Source organism: Novosphingobium mathurense, assembly GCF_900168325.1.
GTDB lineage: Bacteria > Pseudomonadota > Alphaproteobacteria > Sphingomonadales > Sphingomonadaceae > Novosphingobium > Novosphingobium mathurense.
In genome coordinates, this window is sequence record NZ_FVZE01000004.1 from 114,577 (window position 1) to 132,622 (window position 18,046).

The 18,046-nt window shown below is 62.3% G+C and carries 12 protein-coding genes; 6 read left to right on the plus strand and 6 right to left on the minus strand.

The features are described from left to right. Positions 1–116 precede the first annotated feature (116 nt). A complete protein-coding gene (locus B5483_RS13770; protein WP_054944900.1) occupies positions 117–1,199 on the minus strand; it encodes a YeiH family protein in 1,083 nt (360 codons plus the stop codon). A 109-nt stretch (positions 1,200–1,308) separates the two neighbouring features. Here B5483_RS13770 and B5483_RS13775 point away from each other — a divergent pair, with 109 nt between their 5' ends. Beyond that, positions 1,309–2,547, plus strand: coding sequence for an MFS transporter (locus B5483_RS13775; protein WP_079730799.1), 1,239 nt, complete (start codon positions 1,309–1,311; stop codon positions 2,545–2,547). Positions 2,548–2,590: 43 nt separating this feature from the next. Here the strand turns inward: B5483_RS13775 and B5483_RS13780 are convergent, their stop codons facing one another. From B5483_RS13780 to B5483_RS13795, 4 genes are all read right to left on the minus strand, one after another. Continuing rightward, positions 2,591–4,366, minus strand: coding sequence for a sensor domain-containing diguanylate cyclase (locus B5483_RS13780; protein WP_079730800.1), 1,776 nt, complete (start codon positions 4,364–4,366; stop codon positions 2,591–2,593). A 174-nt stretch (positions 4,367–4,540) separates the two neighbouring features. Next, positions 4,541–6,967: a TonB-dependent receptor gene (locus B5483_RS13785; protein WP_054944908.1), complete on the minus strand. Its 2,427-nt coding sequence runs from the start codon at positions 6,965–6,967 to the stop codon at positions 4,541–4,543. A 135-nt stretch (positions 6,968–7,102) separates the two neighbouring features. Continuing rightward, positions 7,103–8,860, minus strand: coding sequence for a tetratricopeptide repeat-containing sulfotransferase family protein (locus B5483_RS13790; protein WP_079730801.1), 1,758 nt, complete (start codon positions 8,858–8,860; stop codon positions 7,103–7,105). A 39-nt stretch (positions 8,861–8,899) separates the two neighbouring features. Next, positions 8,900–9,085 (minus strand): hypothetical protein, encoded by a 186-nt coding sequence (locus B5483_RS13795; protein ID WP_079730802.1) that lies wholly within the window; start codon positions 9,083–9,085, stop codon positions 8,900–8,902. A 79-nt stretch (positions 9,086–9,164) separates the two neighbouring features. On the opposite strand from B5483_RS13795, the gene B5483_RS13800 reads away from it, so the two are divergent. Continuing rightward, on the plus strand, positions 9,165–10,238 hold the full coding sequence (locus B5483_RS13800) for a LacI family DNA-binding transcriptional regulator (protein WP_079730803.1): 1,074 nt from the start codon (positions 9,165–9,167) through the stop codon (positions 10,236–10,238). Further along, complete coding sequence (locus tag B5483_RS13805) at positions 10,231–11,451, plus strand: MFS transporter (RefSeq protein ID WP_079730804.1); 1,221 nt, start codon at positions 10,231–10,233, stop codon at positions 11,449–11,451. Before B5483_RS13800 ends, B5483_RS13805 begins: the two co-directional genes overlap by 8 nt. 141 nt (positions 11,452–11,592) lie before the next feature. On the opposite strand, the gene B5483_RS13810 is transcribed toward B5483_RS13805, so the two are convergent. Next, positions 11,593–13,905 (minus strand): TonB-dependent receptor, encoded by a 2,313-nt coding sequence (locus tag B5483_RS13810; RefSeq protein ID WP_079730805.1) that lies wholly within the window; start codon positions 13,903–13,905, stop codon positions 11,593–11,595. A 196-nt stretch (positions 13,906–14,101) separates the two neighbouring features. Between B5483_RS13810 and B5483_RS13815 the strand changes: the two genes are divergently transcribed. The 3 genes from B5483_RS13815 to B5483_RS13825 are packed head-to-tail and all read left to right on the plus strand — an operon-like array spanning position 14,102 to position 18,032. Beyond that, complete coding sequence (locus tag B5483_RS13815; RefSeq protein WP_079730806.1) at positions 14,102–16,111, plus strand: alpha-glucosidase; 2,010 nt, start codon at positions 14,102–14,104, stop codon at positions 16,109–16,111. Continuing rightward, positions 16,108–17,121 (plus strand): LacI family DNA-binding transcriptional regulator, encoded by a 1,014-nt coding sequence (locus B5483_RS13820; RefSeq protein WP_054945329.1) that lies wholly within the window; start codon positions 16,108–16,110, stop codon positions 17,119–17,121. The genes B5483_RS13815 and B5483_RS13820 overlap by 4 nt, the downstream gene beginning before the upstream one ends. Beyond that, the gene (locus B5483_RS13825) at positions 17,118–18,032 is read left to right on the plus strand and encodes an aldo/keto reductase (RefSeq protein ID WP_079730807.1); all 915 of its coding nucleotides are present in this window, start codon (positions 17,118–17,120) and stop codon (positions 18,030–18,032) included. The genes B5483_RS13820 and B5483_RS13825 overlap by 4 nt, the downstream gene beginning before the upstream one ends. The last annotated feature ends 14 nt before the right edge of the window (positions 18,033–18,046 follow it).

The window sequence follows — 18,046 nt, forward strand, 5'->3', positions numbered from 1 at the left end:
GGGATTCAAAACTAATTGCTCCCCCGAGAAATCATGGATGCCATTCAAGGAGTCCCGGAAGCGGTAAAATTGAGCAACGCTACCGCGGCAGGTTGCGCTTTCTCGCTTGGGGCCCGTCAACCGCCGATGCTGAGGCCAACGAAGGCCAGGGCGGACAGGAAGCTCACGACCGTTGCAACGATGACAGGAGTCAAAGAGCGCCATCCCAGTTCGATCAGGAGGTCCATGCGAGAGCGCATCGCCGTGGCCGTAACCGCGAGAAGCAGAAGCGCTTTCGATCCAGACAGAGCGGCCGTCTTAGCTACCTCCGGCACAGCGATGAGGCTGTTGAGGGCAACGACTCCGATGAATGCGGTGATGAACCATGGTGGGCTGAAGCGGCGCCAAGCCGGGCGGTCCTCCTGCCCGGAACTGGGGCCCAGCCACAAGCTTACCAGCATGACTATCGGTGCCAGCAGGGCAACCCGGGCAAGCTTGACGATCGTTGCATAGGAACCGGCGATGTCGGAATAGGCGTATCCGCCGCCGATGGCCTGCGCGACGTCATGAATGGACGCGCCGATCAGGAAGCCGGCCTGTTTGTCGCCGAAGCCCATCTGGCCGGCCAGTGCCGGGTAAACGGACATGGCAATGGCGCTTGCCAGTGATACGCCGACAAGGGTGAGCGCGAACTGGGCCTGGCTGAGCCTTTCCTTGCCGATCACGCCATAGAGCGCGAGGGCTGCGCTGGCGCCGCAAATGGCCGTCGCGCCGCCCGCCAGAATGCCGGCATAGCGCGATTGTCCCGATATCCTGGCACCCGCGAGGCCGGCGCCGAAGGCAAGCGTCATGATTACCAGCAGCGCCGCAAAAGGCTGGATGCCCAACGCTTCGATCTGGACGAAGGTGATCTGCAGACCGAGAACGACAATGCCAAGGCGCAGGCAGGTGCGCGAGGCGAAGTCCAGCCCGGCATGCGTGTCCTGATCGCGCGAGATGAAATTGAGGGCGAGGCCGATGAGGAGGCCCATGAGGATGATCGGAAATCCGTAATGGTCCGACAGCCATGCCGCTGCACCGGCCGCCGCACCGCATGCCAGCAGTCCGGGAACAAGGTGCGACGGCACACGCTTGCCCGGCGGCGGGGTGTCTCCGGTGAGCTGCAGTTCGCCAAACAGGTCGCCAGCATGGGGCGATGCCTGCCAGTCCACACCTCTCATTCCTCTCTCCGATCCCATATGTCTAACGGTGTCATATTTTGCTTCCCTTATCAGGCACGGGCGCTAAGCTGCAACAACAATTCGGCTGGTAGGGCCGGGGATCGGGAGAATGCAGGTGGTAACGCAAGAGCAGTTGATGCGTGAAAAGGTGGCGAGCAGGATCGTCGTCCTGTTGGTTGTCCTCCTTTTCTTGGGCAATGCGCTCAATTACGTCGACAGGCAGGTTCTTGCCCTGCTCAAGCCGACGCTCGAAGCTGAGTTCCACTGGACCGATACCGACTATGCCCACCTTGGCGCGACTTTCCAGATCGCTGCTGCCGTTGCCCTGTTGGGGGTTGGCTGGTTCGTCGACCGATTGGGCGTGCGTCTGGCCTATGGCATTGCCATTGCGGTCTGGAGCGCCGCGGGAATGGCACATGCCCTTGCCGCAAGCGTCCAGCAGTTCGTTGCAGCCCGCGTAGTCCTGGCGGTTGGCGAATCGGTCAGTACGCCGGCCGGGCTCAAGGCTGCGGCGATTTATCTTCCTGCGAGGCAGCGAAATGTCGCCATCGGGCTTATCAACACCGCGCCCAACATCGGCGCGATCATCACGCCGCTGCTGATCCCGCCCTTCGCCATTGCCTTTGGCTGGAAGGCTGCCTTCATCGTGACCGGAAGCCTGGGCTTCATCTGGTTGGCGTTCTGGTGGCCGACGATGCGCGGGATCAAGCCGCTCCATCATGTTGCCGAGCGAGCTCCCGTGAGATGGGGAGAGATGCTGCGCGACCGCAGGACCTGGGCGGTAACCGGCGCCAAGGCCTTTACCGACTGTGTCTGGTGGTTCGTGCTGTTCTGGATGCCGGACTTCTTCAACCGGGCCTTCGGGATGAGCCAGGCCGATCTTGGCTGGCCCATTGCAATCATCTTCGCGCTCGCCGCGCTTGGCGCGATTACATCCGGGGGGCTTTACCCTATACTCTTGGGTCGCGGCTATACCGTCAACCGCGCCCGCAAGATGTCGATGCTGTTCTTCGCAGTGACGGTCCTGATCATGCTTCTCGCCCTGCAGACCGACAACCCCTGGCTTGCTGCGGTGTTCATCGGCTTCGGGCTGTTCGCTCACCAGGGTTTCTCGACGAACATCTTCGGCATGGCGGCAGACATCGTTCCGTCCGCGCGCATGGCAAGCGTGATTGCCGTGGGTGCGGTGGCTGGCAACCTGTCAGGAACGGCGATGATCGAGTTCGCGGGCTGGTCGCTGGATAGCGGTCTTGGCTATGGCCCGATCTTCGGGATCTGCAGTGTCGCCTACCTATGTGCGCTGGCCTTCATCCATCTGGTCGTGCCGGATCTTCAGCTGGAGGATTGATCCTGCTTGTCCCCCATGCCCGCCAGTTCTCGGCAGGCATGGGTCAGGCAGCGGCGCGAACGCCGTTCCTGCCGAACCGCTTCATTTCATAAAGTGCCACGTCGGCAGCGTGAAAGACCTGATCCGGCAGGTCCGACGCGCGAAATTCTGCCACGCCGCAACTGACTGTCGCCAGGATATGGACAGTATCCTCGCTGAAGGCAGGCGTCTGCCTGACGGATTCGACGATGCGTTGACATGCATTTCGCGCCGTCTCCAGATCGCAATGGAGGAGAATGGCGAACTCGTCGCCGCCGATCCGTGCAATGAAATCGCCTTCGCGCATGCTTCTCTTCATGCGCTGGGCTATTTCCCGCAGGACGACATCACCAACGCCGTGTCCATGGGCGTCGTTTATGGCCTTGAAGCAATCGACGTCGACGATCGCCAGCGAAGTGGAGCCGATGGGGGAGTGAGCAAGGGCTTCCAGTTCCACGCGCAGACCCTGGCGGTTCGGCAAGCCGGTGAGGTCGTCCTTCAGGGCTTTCAGCTCCAGTGTGGCTTCGTTGTCCTTGCGTACGGTCACGTCACGCAAATTGATCACCGCACCCGCGATGCAACCATTGCGCCGAAGCAGGCCGATCGAGCCTTCAAGGACCAGTTCAGGACGCAACATCGGCGTGAATTCGAATGTGCCGGGCAAGGCGATGTCATTTCTTGCCGCCCGGTGCATCTCGCGAACGAGATCCTGCGCCAGTGGCGAGACCGTGTCCATCGAGCGGCCAATCATCTGGCCCGGCTCGATGCCGAGGTACTTCCTGAGCGGTCCTTCCGCCCACTTGCACATGCCGTCTACGTCGAAGCCGAGGATGCCGTCCGGTGAATGCGACATCATCAGACGCAGGGCTTCCTCGCGTTCGGCGAGGTCGTGCATGACGGTCTTTCGCGAGGAGACGATCGTTGCAACCGGCAGCACGGTCGCAAGCAGCAGGACCAGGTAGAACTGGAAATAGAATTCCTGGGCACCTTTGGAATAGGGCATTATTGCGATCGGTCCCGCCCCCCTGATCGTGGCGACGGCGCCGATGACGGCGATGATGATGACGCCTGCCATGACCGAGGAATTGCCATGTCTGAAGGCCAGCACCAGCAGGGATGACGTCAGCAGGAACAGCAGGGGAATGTTGTCCTGTGCAAAGACGAAAGCCGTCAGCAGCGTATGTGTGCCGACCAGGCCCAGAACTTCGACTTTTTCGCTAGGGCCGCGCGACTGGAAGCCATGCCAGTAGCTTCCTTCGAACAGGGCCTTGAGGAACGGCGTCACGACGATGTAGCCCAGCGAATTGCTGAGGAACCAGCTGAGGAAGGAGGAACCGAGGTCCTCGCCGTAGCTTAGAAAGGTAACGAGGGTGCCGGCAATGGCCCCGACGAGTGGCGCGACGAGCCCGGCACAGGTCACGAAGCCCAGAACCGTGCGAGCGCTGTCAAGCAGACTGTCGCCTTTGTTAACCTGCAGCAGTAACCAGGCCGCAAGCCAGGTCTGGCCCATGTTGATGCCGCCATAAAGGAAAAGTCCCGGCGTCCATTCCCGGGTCAGGACGTTCGCGATCAGGTTGCCGCACCAGCCGGCGAGCAGGATGTAGGGCCAGTCACGCTTCGGATGTTTCAGGAGAAGGGCAAGAATTACAGCATCGGCGGGCCACATCGTGGCGTGCGCGTGAAGGTCGGAAGTGACGTAGATCGTGGTCCAAGCGAGCAGGGCGTAAGCCAGTGCGCCGATAAGCGCGCTATCGACGCAGTGCTGCCAGTCCTTTTTTCCTTCACTTACTTTGGCGACCATCGTCGCCCGGTCTAGCAAGATTCGTTAAAGAATTTTCTATCGTCGATTAGGTAGTGCGATTCGAAATCCATTGCGTTGATTTGCAATAAAAATTGCTTGCGCAAAGATCTCGTTTGGACCGTAGGCTTGGCCAAGGAGTACCTGGTGTTCAGATCCTTGGCCAATGACTGGCCACTAGTAGTCGTAGCCCACCTTGACGCCGAATAACTGGGGCTTGGTCGGATAGGCCATCGCGTATTCTCCGCAGAGCTGCGGGGCGCATACGGTGTTGAGCGACAGGATGCCGTGGCTGGAAAAGGCATTCTGGATGAAGCCTTCCACGCGATAGTGATCCCACCTCATGCCTATCGAGAAGTCGGCGGTCGTGAACGCCCTGGTCGGGCCGACTGCGGCAAAGTCACTGTCGGTGAGGAAGGAGCGGGTGCCGCCCTGGTGGCTGACCGTAGCCTGGAAGAATGCCGTTCCTGCGCCCACGGGGGCCTCGTATCGTGCGGTGGCATTGCCCTTGAACTTGGGCATGACCGGGAGACGGGTGCCCGAAGGTGTGGATTCGCCAAGCGAGCAGTCCGGATTGTTCGTAGCGTCGAGGTAGCAGAAGCCGCGCGACAACTGGGCATCGACATAAGTCGCACCGGCGGACAGCGAAAGGCCACCGAAGCGCATCGAGACGTCACCCTCGATGCCGTAGATACGGGCATCGCCGGCGTTGTAGGTGTTGGTCACGCCATTCTGGCCGAAGGGAACGAGGCCGAACTGGAGGTTCTTCCATTTTTCGTAGAAAACCGCGCCGTTGAAAATGGCCGGGCCGAGGCGGGTTTTCCAGCCGATCTCGTAGTTGTCGAGGGTGTCGGCCTTGAACGGTCTGACGCCGGGCCTGCGGTTGTTGCCGCCGGGGCGATAGCCGCGCGAGACGGTGCCGTAGAACATGATGTCCGGCGTCGCCTGCCATTTCACGCCACCTTTCCAGATGACGCCGGATTCGTCGACTTTCTTGTCAACGCTCTGGCACGGCACGTCGGGAATGTCGGTCGGGAAGCAGATAGCCGGATCGACGCTGCTGCCGGAATTGAGGCCGGAGAAGCCGAAGATTGTGTTCTTGGCCATGAAGCCGCGGATGCCGCCGATTAGCGTGACCGACGGGACAACGTCGTATTCCGCCTGCGCGAACATCGCGTAATCGCGGTCCTTGCGGTTGATGCGGGTGCGGAAAGCCGTGTCGGAATTGGGGAAGGGGACTACCCAATCGGGGTCGACTGCGGTGCCCAGGCCCTGGATATCATAGTCTGCAAAGACCTTGTCGGTCTGGATCTGCAGGAACATGCCGGCGGTAAGCCGGAACGGTTTGTCCGAAGGTGAGCTGACGCGCAGTTCCTGCGTAAACTTGGTGTACTTGTCCTTCAGGATCGCGTTCTGGGTGGGGTCGAGGAATTGGCCGTCAGGTCCGATGAACTTGGTTGCATCGCTGAAGTAGGTAACGCCATCGTATTCGTAGGTGTAGCTGTCGTAAGCGACGCTATAATAGGAATAATCGGGACGGTTATCGACCGTACGCTCGAAGTAGCCACCGACATAGGTGACATCCCAGTCCGAGAGCTTGCCCTGTACGGTCAGCGCAGCTTGCCACCATTCGTCCTTGTTATAGCCGGGCAGGTAGGAAGTGACTGTGAGATAGGGCTTGCCTGAAACGGCAGGACGGTTGGCGTTGCCTGGGACATCGCGCACCGGTCCCCACAGGAAACTGCCGTGGGCAACCTGGTGCTGGTACATGAAGGAGGGCGTGACCGTCCAGGAATCGTCGAGTTCGATGCCCAGCGCTGCGCGGCCGCCGGCCGTCTCGACATCGTTGAAGTCGTCCTCCACCAACGCCGCGTTGGTGACGGTGACACTGGTCGTCGGATCGTTGTCATCCAGATAGAATGTGCGCGTGCCCGGCTTGTTGTCGATATACCCGCCCTGCTTTTCATAGAAGGCACTGACGCGCAGGGCCATCATGTCGCTGAGCGGCAGGTTGACGTAGCCTTCGACGGAGCCACCGAAGTCGCCCTTGCCCCATTTGTTGGCCTGGAGGTCGATCGAGCCGGAGGTCTTGGTCGGGTCGGGCTTGTTGGTGATGATGCGCAACACGCCCGAAAGCGAGGAAGCGCCGAACAGCGTGCCCTGCGGCCCGGCGAGCGCTTCGATACGGGCAATGTCGTAGACATGGAAGTCTACCGTTCCCCCGATCGTCGTGACGGGCACGTCGTCGATATACATCGAACTGGTCGGCAAGGGGCCGATGTGCAGGCCGTCGCCGCCGGAAGCCACGCCGCGGAAGAATATCTGCGACTGGCTGGGGCCGAACGACTGGAAACTGACGCTGGGCAGGATCTTCGCGTAGTCGTCGAAAGAGGCGACGTTCGCGTTCTCGAGGCTTTCCGAGCCGAGGACATTGATGCTCAGCGGAACTTTCTGGAGGCTTTCCTCCCTGCGCTGGGCGGTAACGATGATTTCGCCGCTATATTCTTCGCCAGCCTGTTGGGCATGAACGGTTATGGGCGCGATAAGAGATGTCGTCGAAAGCAGAGTAAAGGCGAGCCGGCCCTTTCGGATTCCTCGAAGCATGCGGAAACCCCCCTGAAATGATGCGACATAGTTTGCCATGCGTGTTTATTCGCAAAGCGAATTGTTTCAGGGCATCGCGATTTGTGTTGCTTTTTCAGCTATGCGTTGCGGTGCTGCCACAGTGGCTTCGGCGGTTTATCGGCAAGCGTAATCGTCAAGCGTGGGCCCCAGGGCTTCGCGCAGCGGCGTCAGGCGGTCTTCGACGGCTCTCCAAAGCCCGGCACCGTCGCGATTGATGGGACGGCGAACTTGCTCGGAACTGGCGGTGCGCACCGCGCGGTCGTTTTCGAAGAAGCGCAGGCAGGCATCCTCGAACGGCAGGGCCAAGGCGTTGAGCAGGTTGCGGGTCGCCGCTTCGGGATCGTCCAGCAGGTCCTCATGGATGACCCTCACGATGCGCCCCGGCATGACGGAATCGAAATGACGCATGAGCCGAACGTAATCGGCGTAATAGTGACCGATGTCGGCTAGGTCATAGGAGAAGGCCTGGCCACTGGCGTAGTGTTGGCGGAAATTCGAATAACCGCAGTCCAACGGATGGCGGCGGGCATCGACGATGCGCGCATTGGGCAAGATCAGGTGGATCAGTCCGGCATGCAGCCAGTTGTTCGGCGTCTTGTCGATGAACAGCGCCTTGCCTTCACGGCGATGGATGCGCGTGCGCTCGAGATAGGTTTCGCCAAGCTCCCGCAGCCGCTCCGGAGATAGTCCGGCGATGACTTCGGGATAGCTGCCTTCCTTCCCAAGCCGGGAGACCAGGGAAAGGATGTCCGGCAATTCCATCGTGCCTTCGACCATCGAGTGACTGGAGAGGATCTGCTCGATGAGCGTCGAGCCGGCGCGCGGAAGGCCCAGCACGAATACCGGATCGGGTTCCGGGTAGCCCAGGCCATTGCGCTTCGCAAGGAAGGCGGCATCGAACAGGGCAATGGTGCGATCGACCGCCCTCCTGGTCCTTTCGGCGCGATAGGGAAGCTGTTCGCGGCGCAGGGTATTGGCCGTGAGATAATGGTCGAAGCCTTCCTCGGGGCGTCCCGCATCCTCCAGCGCCTTGGCGAGCGCAAAATGAAGATGGTACCTGTCTTCGGCACTGGCCGAGGGATCGGCAAGTCCGGCTTGAATGGACGCTATATCCGCTTCCTGAAGGCGCACGGTCTTGAGATTGGCAATGGACCACCAAGCTTCCCCGAAGGCCGGGCGCAAGTCCAGCGCGCGGCGGTAGGCGGCCACCGCGTCGGCCTGTCGGCCTACGGTCTTGAGCGCGTGGCCATAGCTGGTCCAGATGCGCGGTTGGCGTTCGCTGCCCGGGCGTGCCAGTACGCTTTCGTAAAGGCTGATCGCTTCGGCGAATTCGCCAAGCCGGCCGACGACTGCGGCGCGTAGCACGCCATTGCCGGGGCCTTCATCGGTCAGACGATCCAGCTCCGCCAAGGCTTCTACAGTCTTGTTCTGGCGGTAGAGGGCCATGGCCAGATTGGTGCGCGCGGCAACGAAGGCGGGGGCGAGTTCCAGTGCACGGCGCAGGAGCTGTTCCGCATCCTGATAGCGCCCGATCCGTCCGGCGACCTCGGCCAGCATCCGAATGGCGGCGACGTCGAACGGGTTCTCGCGCAGGCGGCCGCGAAGGAGCGGTTCTGCCTGCTCAAGCCTGTTCCGGACCATCGCGTGCCCGGCCTGGATCAGGATCGGGTCGAGAGTGGAGGCATCGATCGCGGCCAGTTCTTCGACACTGGCGCGCTCTTCATTGCCCAGGGCGCGCAAGGCGCGGGCGGCGAGGCGATGGGCTTCGGCGTCATCCGAATTTCGGGCCAGCAGCGTTTCGCAGTCGCGTAGGGCGGCGCGTGGGTTCTGGCCCACCTCTTTACGTATGGCGGAGTAGTTTGCTGGCGTCATACGTGGATCGACACCTCACCGTGGTTGATTCCACATCTTTCATACAGGACAAGATTCTCGACTGGCAATGAATTGCACAGGAGCGATGCTGCCAAGCTGCGCGATGATGAACTGGCGCACCTGCTTGCCGGTCTGCACGCGCAGGTAGCCTGCACGGGCGGCCGTCTCCCCGAAAGCCGCAACACCGGCGGTGTCGACGATCAGGGCTATCCCAAGTCCGTGCATATCGACTGGGTCCGTGTCTGGCAAAAGCCGCCAAGCGCAGCTAGTACACGGCAGCAGGACAGGGGGAAATCCGTAGACCATGGGGCGACGGCGCCAGGCAGTCACGATCAAGCACGTTGCGGCGGACGCGGGCGTCTCGCTGCAGACGGTCAGTCGCGTCATCAACAACGAGCCCAATGTGCGGTCCGAAATGCGCGAGCGGGTCCAGGCATCGATCGACAAGTTGGGCTATGTCCCGTCGATCGCTGCACAGCGCATGAGCGGATCGCGCTCCTACCTGATCCTTGCCCTCAACGATCGGGAGCGCACGATCGCCGATTGGCGCGCACGCCATGGCACGGACTGGGTGGACCAGATGCTGCTGGGCGGCATGCTGGAATGTTCGCAGCATGGCTATCGCCTGATCTTCGAACTGGTCGACACGCATAACGACCATGTCGAGCGTGAACTGACCGCCGCGATTGCCGCATTGCAACCGGACGGTGCTGTCCTGACGCCGCCGCATTCGGAAAATCCAAAGATCCTGGCGACGCTCGACCGGTTCAACATTCCCTATTCCCGCATGGGGTCGCGCGCAGGGTTCGACGAGACGGGGCATGACGGCTTCAAGATCGCCATGGATGAGGAAGGCGCCGCGCGCCTCGCGACGCGTCACCTGCTTGACCTTGGACATAGTCGGATCGGGTTCATTGCGGGCCCTGCAAATTACAAACTCTCGCAGTGGCGCGTCGATGGCTGGCGCGGTGAGATGGAAGCCGCCGGCAATGCCACCGAAGGGCTTCTGGCCGCAGGCGACTTTACTTTCGCTTCGGGCGAGCAGGCAGCAAGGACGCTTCTCTCGCAGGACAACCGGCCGACGGCGATCATTGTCAGCAACGATCAGATGTCACTCGCCACCGTCGAAGTCGCGCATGAGCTGGAGCTGTCGATCCCGCAGGACCTTTCGCTGATCAGCTTCGACAATACCCCGCCAGTCCGGTTCACCAGGCCGCCCCTCACGGCCGTGGACCAGCCGGTAGCGGACATGACCGCCCGCGCCGTACGGATGCTGATTGCGTGGCAGCGGGACAAGACGTGCGAACCTGCTGCCGAAGTCATTTCAGCCGATCTCGTCGTGCGCGGATCGACGGCTCCGCCGGGGCAAAGTGGCTAGGATTAACGCCGCAGAAGCGGCATCCGGTGAGAAGCGTTGCAATTCTGCCGGACGCTTCCTGGCGCTCTATGCCCTTGCATGGGCCGGAGCGACGATTGCCTACACGCCGTTCCTGACGATACTCCTGCCGGTTCGTGCCGAACTGTTGGCCGGCGGACAGCAGGTGCAATGGCTGGCGGCGACGACTTTCGCCGGAGCGATGGCCGCCAGTCTCGGCAATATCGCCTTTGGATGGTTGAGTGACCTGAGCGGACAGCGAAGGATCTGGGTGGGACTTGGCCTGGTGCTCTCCGGCGTCATCCTGCTGCTCATCCCGAGTATCGAAAGGCTGCCGGTCCTGATCGCGGCGGTGATCGGCTGGCAGCTTGCGCTGAATATGATGATGGCGCCGCTTTCGGCATGGGCTGGGGACGGGGTGCCCGACAGGCACAAGGGCATCCTTGGCGGGCTGCTTGCCTTTGCTCCGGCCCTTGGCGCGTTTTCCGGTGCCTTCGTCACGATCCCGGGCTTGGCGGAAGTGCAAATGCGCTTTGTGCTCGTGGTCATGATCACCTGTGCCTGCGTGGTGCCGCTGCTGGTCTTCGGCGGGCGAGGCGGGGCCGGCAGGCAGGAAGCCGATTTGCTGGAACGGGATGTACGGTTCGACAGCGCCCAATGGCTGCGATTGACCGTGACTCGCATGTGGTTTGCGCGTCTCCTCGTGCAGATCACCGTAGTCTCCCTGTTCGCCTATCTCTACATCTGGTTTCGCAGCATCGACCGGAGCTTTACCGATTCGTCAGTCGCCAGATTATTGTCCTTCGTCCTCCTCCTTGCCGCGCCCGTGGCCCTTTGGGCTGGACGTTGGGCCGATCTGGCCGGACGTCCGATAGCGCCCTTGCGCATATGCGCGATCGTCAGTGGCGCAGGACTCGCGCTGATGGCACTGGCAAACGACCCGGAACTGGCGATGGGTGGCTACATCGTATTCGGCATTTCGAGTACGGTGTTCCTGTCCCTGCACAGCGCACAGACCTTGCGCATCCTGCCAAACAACGCGCGTCGTGGACGGGACCTGGGATTTTTCAACCTCACCAATACCGTGCCCTCACTTATCGTCCCCTCCCTGACTCTGGCCCTGGTGCCTGCTCTCGGATTTCCGGCGCTCTTCGCGGTCCTGACGATCTTCGCGCTGTCCGCAGCATTCCTGCTTCGTCGGCCGTCCCGGCCCTGATCTACCGCTTCGGTGGCGTTTTGAAGCGTCGCCGTTTTGACAATACTCTTCTACGCTGACTGCAGTGAACGCCGTCACGCCAAAAAAAATGCCCCCTCGCCGCTGCGCGAGGGGGCACCGGGGGAGAACCGGCAGGTTGGGTTACAGGCGCGCGCGCAGGCTGGCGCCGAAGTAGCGGTCGGCATCGCGCGGGATCTGCAGGCGTTGTCCATCGGAAACGTTCAGCAGGACGTAGCTTTCATCGGTGATGTTGCGGACGTAGAACGTCAGGCGGTACTTGTCGTCGGCATCGGACAGGCCGAGCGAGGCGTTCCACTGTCCGTAGGCGTCGATCGGCCCGGATTCGCCGAGGTCCGAATACTGCTTGGAGACGTGGCGATAGTCGGTGTTGAGGTAGACGACCATGTTGCCGACGGGCCGCTCGTAGTCCGCACCCAGCGTATAGGTGAACTTCGGTGCCAGCGGCAGGCGGGTGCCGTCGCGGGCGTCCGGTGCATTGGTCAGCGGGTTCGGATTGAAACGCTTGACCTTGGCATCGGCATAGGCCGCGCTGGCGCGCAGGGTCAGGCCGGTGACCGGAACTGCCGTGAAGTCTGCCTCGAAGCCCTGGCTCTTGACCGTACCGGCATTGGTCAGGTTGGTGACCACTGCGCCATTGAGGAGCACGAAGTTGTTGGCCTGGAAACCGTCGTACTGGACCGTGAAGCCAGCAAGGTTAAGCTGGACCTTGTTGTTCAGGAACTGCGACTTGAGGCCGACCTCGAAGGCGTCGGAAGTTTCTTCGTCGATGGGCACCGCGTTGGTCGGCGCCGTGTGGTTGAAGAAGACGTTGAAGGCCGGGCCCTTGTAGCCGCGCGTATAGCTGCCGTAGAGCATGATGTCGCGGCTCGGGGTGAACTGTACGACGGCCTTGCCCGAAAGGTTGCTGTTGGAGCTCGATCCGCTCGAAACGTTGGTGCCGTTACCGCCGCCTGCAATCGTGCCGCCTGCCGGGTTGCCGGAAACGCCGGGTCCGGTTGCCGGAAGGCCGGTCGTCGCGTTCACGCCGGGCGCGCGAATATGGGTGAAGCTGAGTTCGTCCCAGGTGTAGCGCAGGCCGCCGGTAATCGCGAACATGTCGCTCAGGCGATAGGTCGCCTGGCCGAATACGGCATAGTTAGACGAGTTGACGTCGCTTGCCGAGCTGGCGGTCGGGAAGAGCGTATTGACCGTGTCATCCAGGTTGCAGGGCTGTCCGCCGGTGATGGGGTCGACCGGCAGGGTCGAGCTGGCGCAGGTGATGTCGCGGCGCGTGAAGTCCTGCTTGTTGTCCGAATGCCAGAGGAAGCCGCCGACCTGATAGTAGAACGGGCGCGACTGATCCGAGGCGATGCGGGCTTCGAAGGACATCTGCTGCGTCTTGACCACGCCGTTGTCGTGAAGCTGGGCCGTGCCGACGAGGGCGCGGGGCAGGAAGTCGCCCTCGCGGATTTCCTCGTTCCACCAGTTGCGGTAACCGGAGACGAAGCTCAGCGTGTGCGTGTCGGACAGGTCGATGTCGCCCGATGCGGTGAAGCTGTACTGCTTGTCACGCGTGCGGGTGACAAGGTTGTGGTTCACGTAGCGCTGGTCCTCGCCCAGCGCGACGCCACCGGGAAGGCCGAGTTCGGCATCGAGCACGGTGCCGCGGCTTGCGCCGGTGACATCGGCGCAGCAATCATCGTCTGCATGGAAGTAGTCGGCGATGAAGCGCAGGCGGGCGATTGAACCGGAATAGTCGACGATGCCGCGAGCACCCCAGTGCTCGTAACCGTTCACCTTCTTGTTCTTGCCGCCGTAGATATTGGTGATGTTACCGTCATAGGTGCCGTAGAAGCCTGTGACACGGGCGCTCCAATCGCGCCCGAGCGGGCCGGATATGGACGAGCGCAGGCGGTATTCGTCGCCTTCGTACCACTCCGCCTTGGCTTCGGCCTTCAGTGTGTCGGTACCGCCCTTGGAGACGATGTTGACGAGACCGGCCGATGCGTTCTTGCCGAATAGCGTGCCCTGCGGGCCGCGCAGGACCTCGAGGCGGTCGGCATCGACGAGATCCATGAAGGCCTGGCCCGAACGGCTGAGGACAACGCCGTCGACGACAGTCGAGACGCTGGGCTCGGCGGCGATCGAGAAGGTAATGGTGCCCACACCGCGCATGACGATTGCGCTGTTGGCGCTTGTCGTGCCCTTGCGGAAGGTGACCGAGGGAACGATCCGCGTGATGTTCTCGAGGCTGGTCGCGCCGGTCTGTTCGAGCCGGTCGCCCGAGACAGCGGAAATGGCGATCGGAACGCTCTGCGCGTTTTCCTTCACCTTCTGCGCCGTGACGATGATTTCCTCGACTTCCTGCGCAGAGGCAAGGCTGGGGCAAAGCATCGCCATCGCACTTGTGGAAGCGGCGAGCGCCCACACGAACTTATGCCTGGAAACGTACATAGTTACTCCCCTCCCAATACGGGCTCGACTTGGTTTTCATTCGCTTCCATGCCGCCGTTGCGGAGCCTTTCGGAAGCGGGCCTTCATTGGCCCTTGCATTGCCAGTGTGTCCCCGGTATGTCAAGCGGTGTCATACGCAAACGCAGAAGCACAGGAAGTGCCGCGTCGGGCAGGGCGCAATTAGAGAGGAAATGCATTGGAAGTGCGTGTTCTGAACGCTGAAGGCGGTTTCGACCTCGAGTATCGGGGGCGGGTGGTTCTGCGTCATAGACTCGCATGTCCAGCGCTGGACATTTCGCGCGGGAAGCCCAGTGTCGAAATGTACCGAGGCAATTTCTCGATTTCGGACGAGCCATCGGGTCGTGTAACTCCTGCACAATGGCGCAGGGTCGATGGGGGCGTTGAATTCCTTGAGGATGGCGTGCCTTGCGCATCTCTGCGCATCGACGGCGCGGCCTTGCAGGCCGAGGCGCTCGTGCCGGGTTACGACCGCATGACCATCAGGTTCCATGCGCAGCCCGGGGAGACGGTCTGGGGCGGCGGCGAGCAGATGAGCTATCTCGCGCTCAACGGTCGCAGCTTCCCGATGTGGACCAGCGAACCGGGCGTGGGACGAGACAAGTCCACAGAACTGACCCGCATCATGGACGAGCAGGGCATGGCTGGCGGGGACTACTGGAATACCAATTATCCCCAGCCGACGTTCCTGACTTCGCGCTGGCTGGCCGTTCATCTCGATGCCGCCTGCTACAATGTCCTCGATTTCCGCGATCCCACCGCGCACTGCGTGGAGGTGTGGAGCGGAAGCGCGCGCTTCGAACTGTTCGGCGCCAGCGGGCCGCTGGAACTGGTCTCGATGCTTTCGGAAAGGTTCGGTCGTCAGCCGCCCTTGCCCGACTGGGCGATTGGCGGGGCCATCGTGGGGCTCAAGTCCGGGGCAAGCAGCTTCGACCGTCTGGAGCGGTTTGTCGAGGCGGGTGCGGCTGTCTCCGGGCTGTGGTGCGAGGACTGGGCCGGGATCCGCGAGACGAGCTTTGGCCGTCGCCTGTTCTGGGACTGGGTCGGGTCGGAGCGCAGCGAGGCGCGATATCCCGATCTCAGGGCATCGATCGCGGGGCTTGCCGAGCGCGGCATTCGCTTCCTTGCTTATGCCAACCCCTATCTCGCCGTCGACGGTACTCTTTACGAAGAGGCCCGGCAGGGCGGGCACTTCTGTCTGCGGCAGGACAGCGACGAGGTCTACCTGGTCGACTTTGGCGAGTTCGACTGCGGCGTGCTGGATTTCACCCGTGAATCGACGCGCGACTGGTTCGCCGAACGCATTCTGGGACGCGAGATGCTGGATATCGGTATTTCCGGCTGGATGGCGGACTTCGGTGAATACCTGCCGACCGATGTGCGGCTCGCCGACGGATCCGATGCCATGGAAGCCCATAACCGCTGGCCGGTCCTGTGGGCTCAGGTGAATGCCCAGGCTCTGGCTTCGCGTGGCAAGACAGGCGATGCACTGTTCTTCATGCGGGCCGGCTATTCCGGCGTGCAGGCCTATTGCCCCCTGTTGTGGGCCGGCGACCAGTGCGTCGATTTCACGCGGCATGACGGCATCGGGACGGTTGTGACCGCCGCGCTTTCATCGGGGCTGGTCGGCAATGCCTACAGCCATTCCGACTGCGGGGGCTACACATCGCTCCACGGCAATGTCCGCAGCGTCGAACTGATGCAGCGCTGGTGCGAGCTTTCGGCCTTCGCGCCGGTCATGCGCAGCCACGAGGGAAACCGTCCGGACGACAACCTCCAGTTCGATTCCACGCCCGAATTGCTGAACTGCTTCGCGCGCTGGAGCAGGGTGCATGCGCACCTTGCTCCCTATGTCCGCCATTTGTGTCACGAGGCGCAAGGGGTCGGCTTGCCCGCACAGCGGCCCCTGTTCCTTCATTATCCCGATGATCCTGAATTGTTTACGGTGCAGGATCAGTTCCTCTACGGTGCCGACATGGTCGTGGCTCCCGTGATCGAGGAAGGGGCCGAGGCGCGCCGGGTGATCCTGCCGGGAAGCGGTGTCTGGAGACATTGCTGGACGGGTGAGGATTTCGCGCCGGGTGTTGTCGAGGTTTCCGCTCCCGTCGGGCAGCCGCCTGTGTTCTATCGGCCGGACAGTGCCTTCGCGCAGCTGTTCGCCGGATTGAAAGAGGTGTTGAGGGGATGAGTGAGCGGGCGAATATCAGGGACGTTGCCGCGATGGCCGGGGTCGCCGTCAAGACGGTCAGCCGCGTCCTGAACGGGCATCCTTATGTGAGCGCGGATACGCGTGCGCGGGTCGAGGAAGCCATGCAGAAGCTCGACTTCCGCCCGAGCGTCGCCGCCCGCATCCTGTCCGGCTCGAAGTCCAACCAGATCGCCCTGATCTACGACAATCACAGCCCTTTCTACATGTTCCAGATTCAGACCGGATGCTGGGAACAGTGCAAGCAGCACAACATCCGACTGCTTGCCCAGCCGGTCGACGTGACCGATCCGACCGTCGGCGAGCAGGTGCGCGGTCTTGTGACCGAAACGCATGTCGACGGGATTATCCTGTCCTCGCCGGTGACCGACTGCGAGCCTGTCCTGCGCGCGCTCGAGGCGCTTGACCTGCCTTTCGTGCGGATCTCTCCGGGCACTAACCACGCGCTCACCAGCTCGGTGTTCATGGATGACACGCAGGCTGCCGACGACATGACGACCTACCTGATCAATCAGGGCCATCGTCGCATCGGCTTCATCAAGGGGCACCAGAGCCACATGGCCTCCGAAGACCGCCTCTTCGGATATCGCCGGGCACTGGACCGTGTCGGTATCCAGTTTGAACCCTCGCTCGTCTTCGAAGGCGAGTTCGATTTCGAGAGCGGCGTGCGGGCAGCGCAGTATCTGCTCGACCTGCCCGAAGTGCCGACGGCCATCTTCGCATCGAACGACGACATGGCCGCCGGCGTCCTTGCCGAAGCGCACAGCCGCGGGATCGAGATTCCGACTGAGCTGTCGGTCACCGGGTTCGACGATACGACCCTGGCGCGAACGGTATGGCCACCGCTCACCACCATTCACCAGCCCATGGCGGAGCTGGCCCAGACCGCGACCGAGATTCTCATCGCCGGTAACGAGATTACCCATCGCCGCTTGCCCCATTCCCTTATCGAGCGCGCATCCGTCGCGCCGCCTCTCAGGAAGACCATATGAGCCAATTGCCTGCCGTCCCTGCTGTCCGTCCTCTCGGCGCCAGCGGCATCGAAGTGTCCTCGATCGCCTGGGGCATGTGGCGCCTTGCCGAGGGCGGGCGCTCCGTCGCGGAAGCGGCCCGCCTCGTGAACGCGGCTCTCGATGCGGGGATAACCCTGCTTGATACGGCCGACATCTACGGCTTCGACGGCGCGGCCGGTTTCGGTGATGCCGAGGCGCTACTGGGCGAAGTGCTGGCCCAGGACCCGTCGCTGCGCTCGCGCATGGTGTTGGCGACCAAGGGCGGCATCTTCCCGCCGCTGCCTTACGATCAGAGCACTGCCTATCTCAACGATGCCATCGATGCATCGCTGCGCCGCCTGAAGGTCGAACAGGTCGACCTCTGGCAGGTCCATCGTCCCGACATCCTGACCCATCCGCAGGAAGTGGCACGGGCGCTTGAGGATGCCGTTGCGGCAGGCAAGATCCGCACGCTGGGCGTTTCGAATTTCACGATCCACCAGATTGCCGCGCTGGATTCGTTTCTTGGCACCAAGCTGGTTTCGACCCAGCCGGAGATCAGCCCTCTGCGCATCGACTGTTTCGAGAACGGTGAACTCGATCAGGCGATGATGATGGGCCTGCTGCCGCTGGCCTGGTCGCCGCTGGGCGGCGGGCGCCTCGCCAATCCGCAGAGCGAGCGTGACAAGGCAGTCGTCGCAGCGCTTCGCACGGTGGCCGATGCCCACGGCGTGTCAACGACGGTGGCGGCCTACAGCTGGCTCATGGCGCACCCGGCAGGCATCGTGCCGATCATAGGATCGCAGCAGGTTGAGCGGATTGTCGAAGGAACGGCGGCCCTGAAGGTCCGCTGGACCAGACAGGAGTGGTACGGCGTTTTGGTTGCGGCCCGGGGCGTGCCTTTGCCCTGAGCCGAAGGATCCCG

Excerpts from the sequence above, each read along its gene's own strand:
- B5483_RS13825 (WP_079730807.1), top strand. The coding sequence starts at position 17,118 with ATGAGCCAATTGCCTGCCGTCCCTGCTGTCCGTCCTCTCGGCGCCAGC.
- B5483_RS13800 (WP_079730803.1), top strand. The coding sequence starts at position 9,165 with ATGGGGCGACGGCGCCAGGCAGTCACGATCAAGCACGTTGCGGCGGAC.
- B5483_RS13785 (WP_054944908.1), bottom strand. The coding sequence starts at position 6,967 with ATGCTTCGAGGAATCCGAAAGGGCCGGCTCGCCTTTACTCTGCTTTCG.
- B5483_RS13770 (WP_054944900.1), bottom strand. The coding sequence starts at position 1,199 with ATGAGAGGTGTGGACTGGCAGGCATCGCCCCATGCTGGCGACCTGTTT.
- B5483_RS13820 (WP_054945329.1), top strand. The coding sequence starts at position 16,108 with ATGAGTGAGCGGGCGAATATCAGGGACGTTGCCGCGATGGCCGGGGTC.
- B5483_RS13795 (WP_079730802.1), bottom strand. The coding sequence starts at position 9,085 with ATGCACGGACTTGGGATAGCCCTGATCGTCGACACCGCCGGTGTTGCG.
- B5483_RS13775 (WP_079730799.1), top strand. The coding sequence starts at position 1,309 with ATGCAGGTGGTAACGCAAGAGCAGTTGATGCGTGAAAAGGTGGCGAGC.
- B5483_RS13780 (WP_079730800.1), bottom strand. The coding sequence starts at position 4,366 with ATGGTCGCCAAAGTAAGTGAAGGAAAAAAGGACTGGCAGCACTGCGTC.
- B5483_RS13790 (WP_079730801.1), bottom strand. The coding sequence starts at position 8,860 with ATGACGCCAGCAAACTACTCCGCCATACGTAAAGAGGTGGGCCAGAAC.
- B5483_RS13810 (WP_079730805.1), bottom strand. The coding sequence starts at position 13,905 with ATGTACGTTTCCAGGCATAAGTTCGTGTGGGCGCTCGCCGCTTCCACA.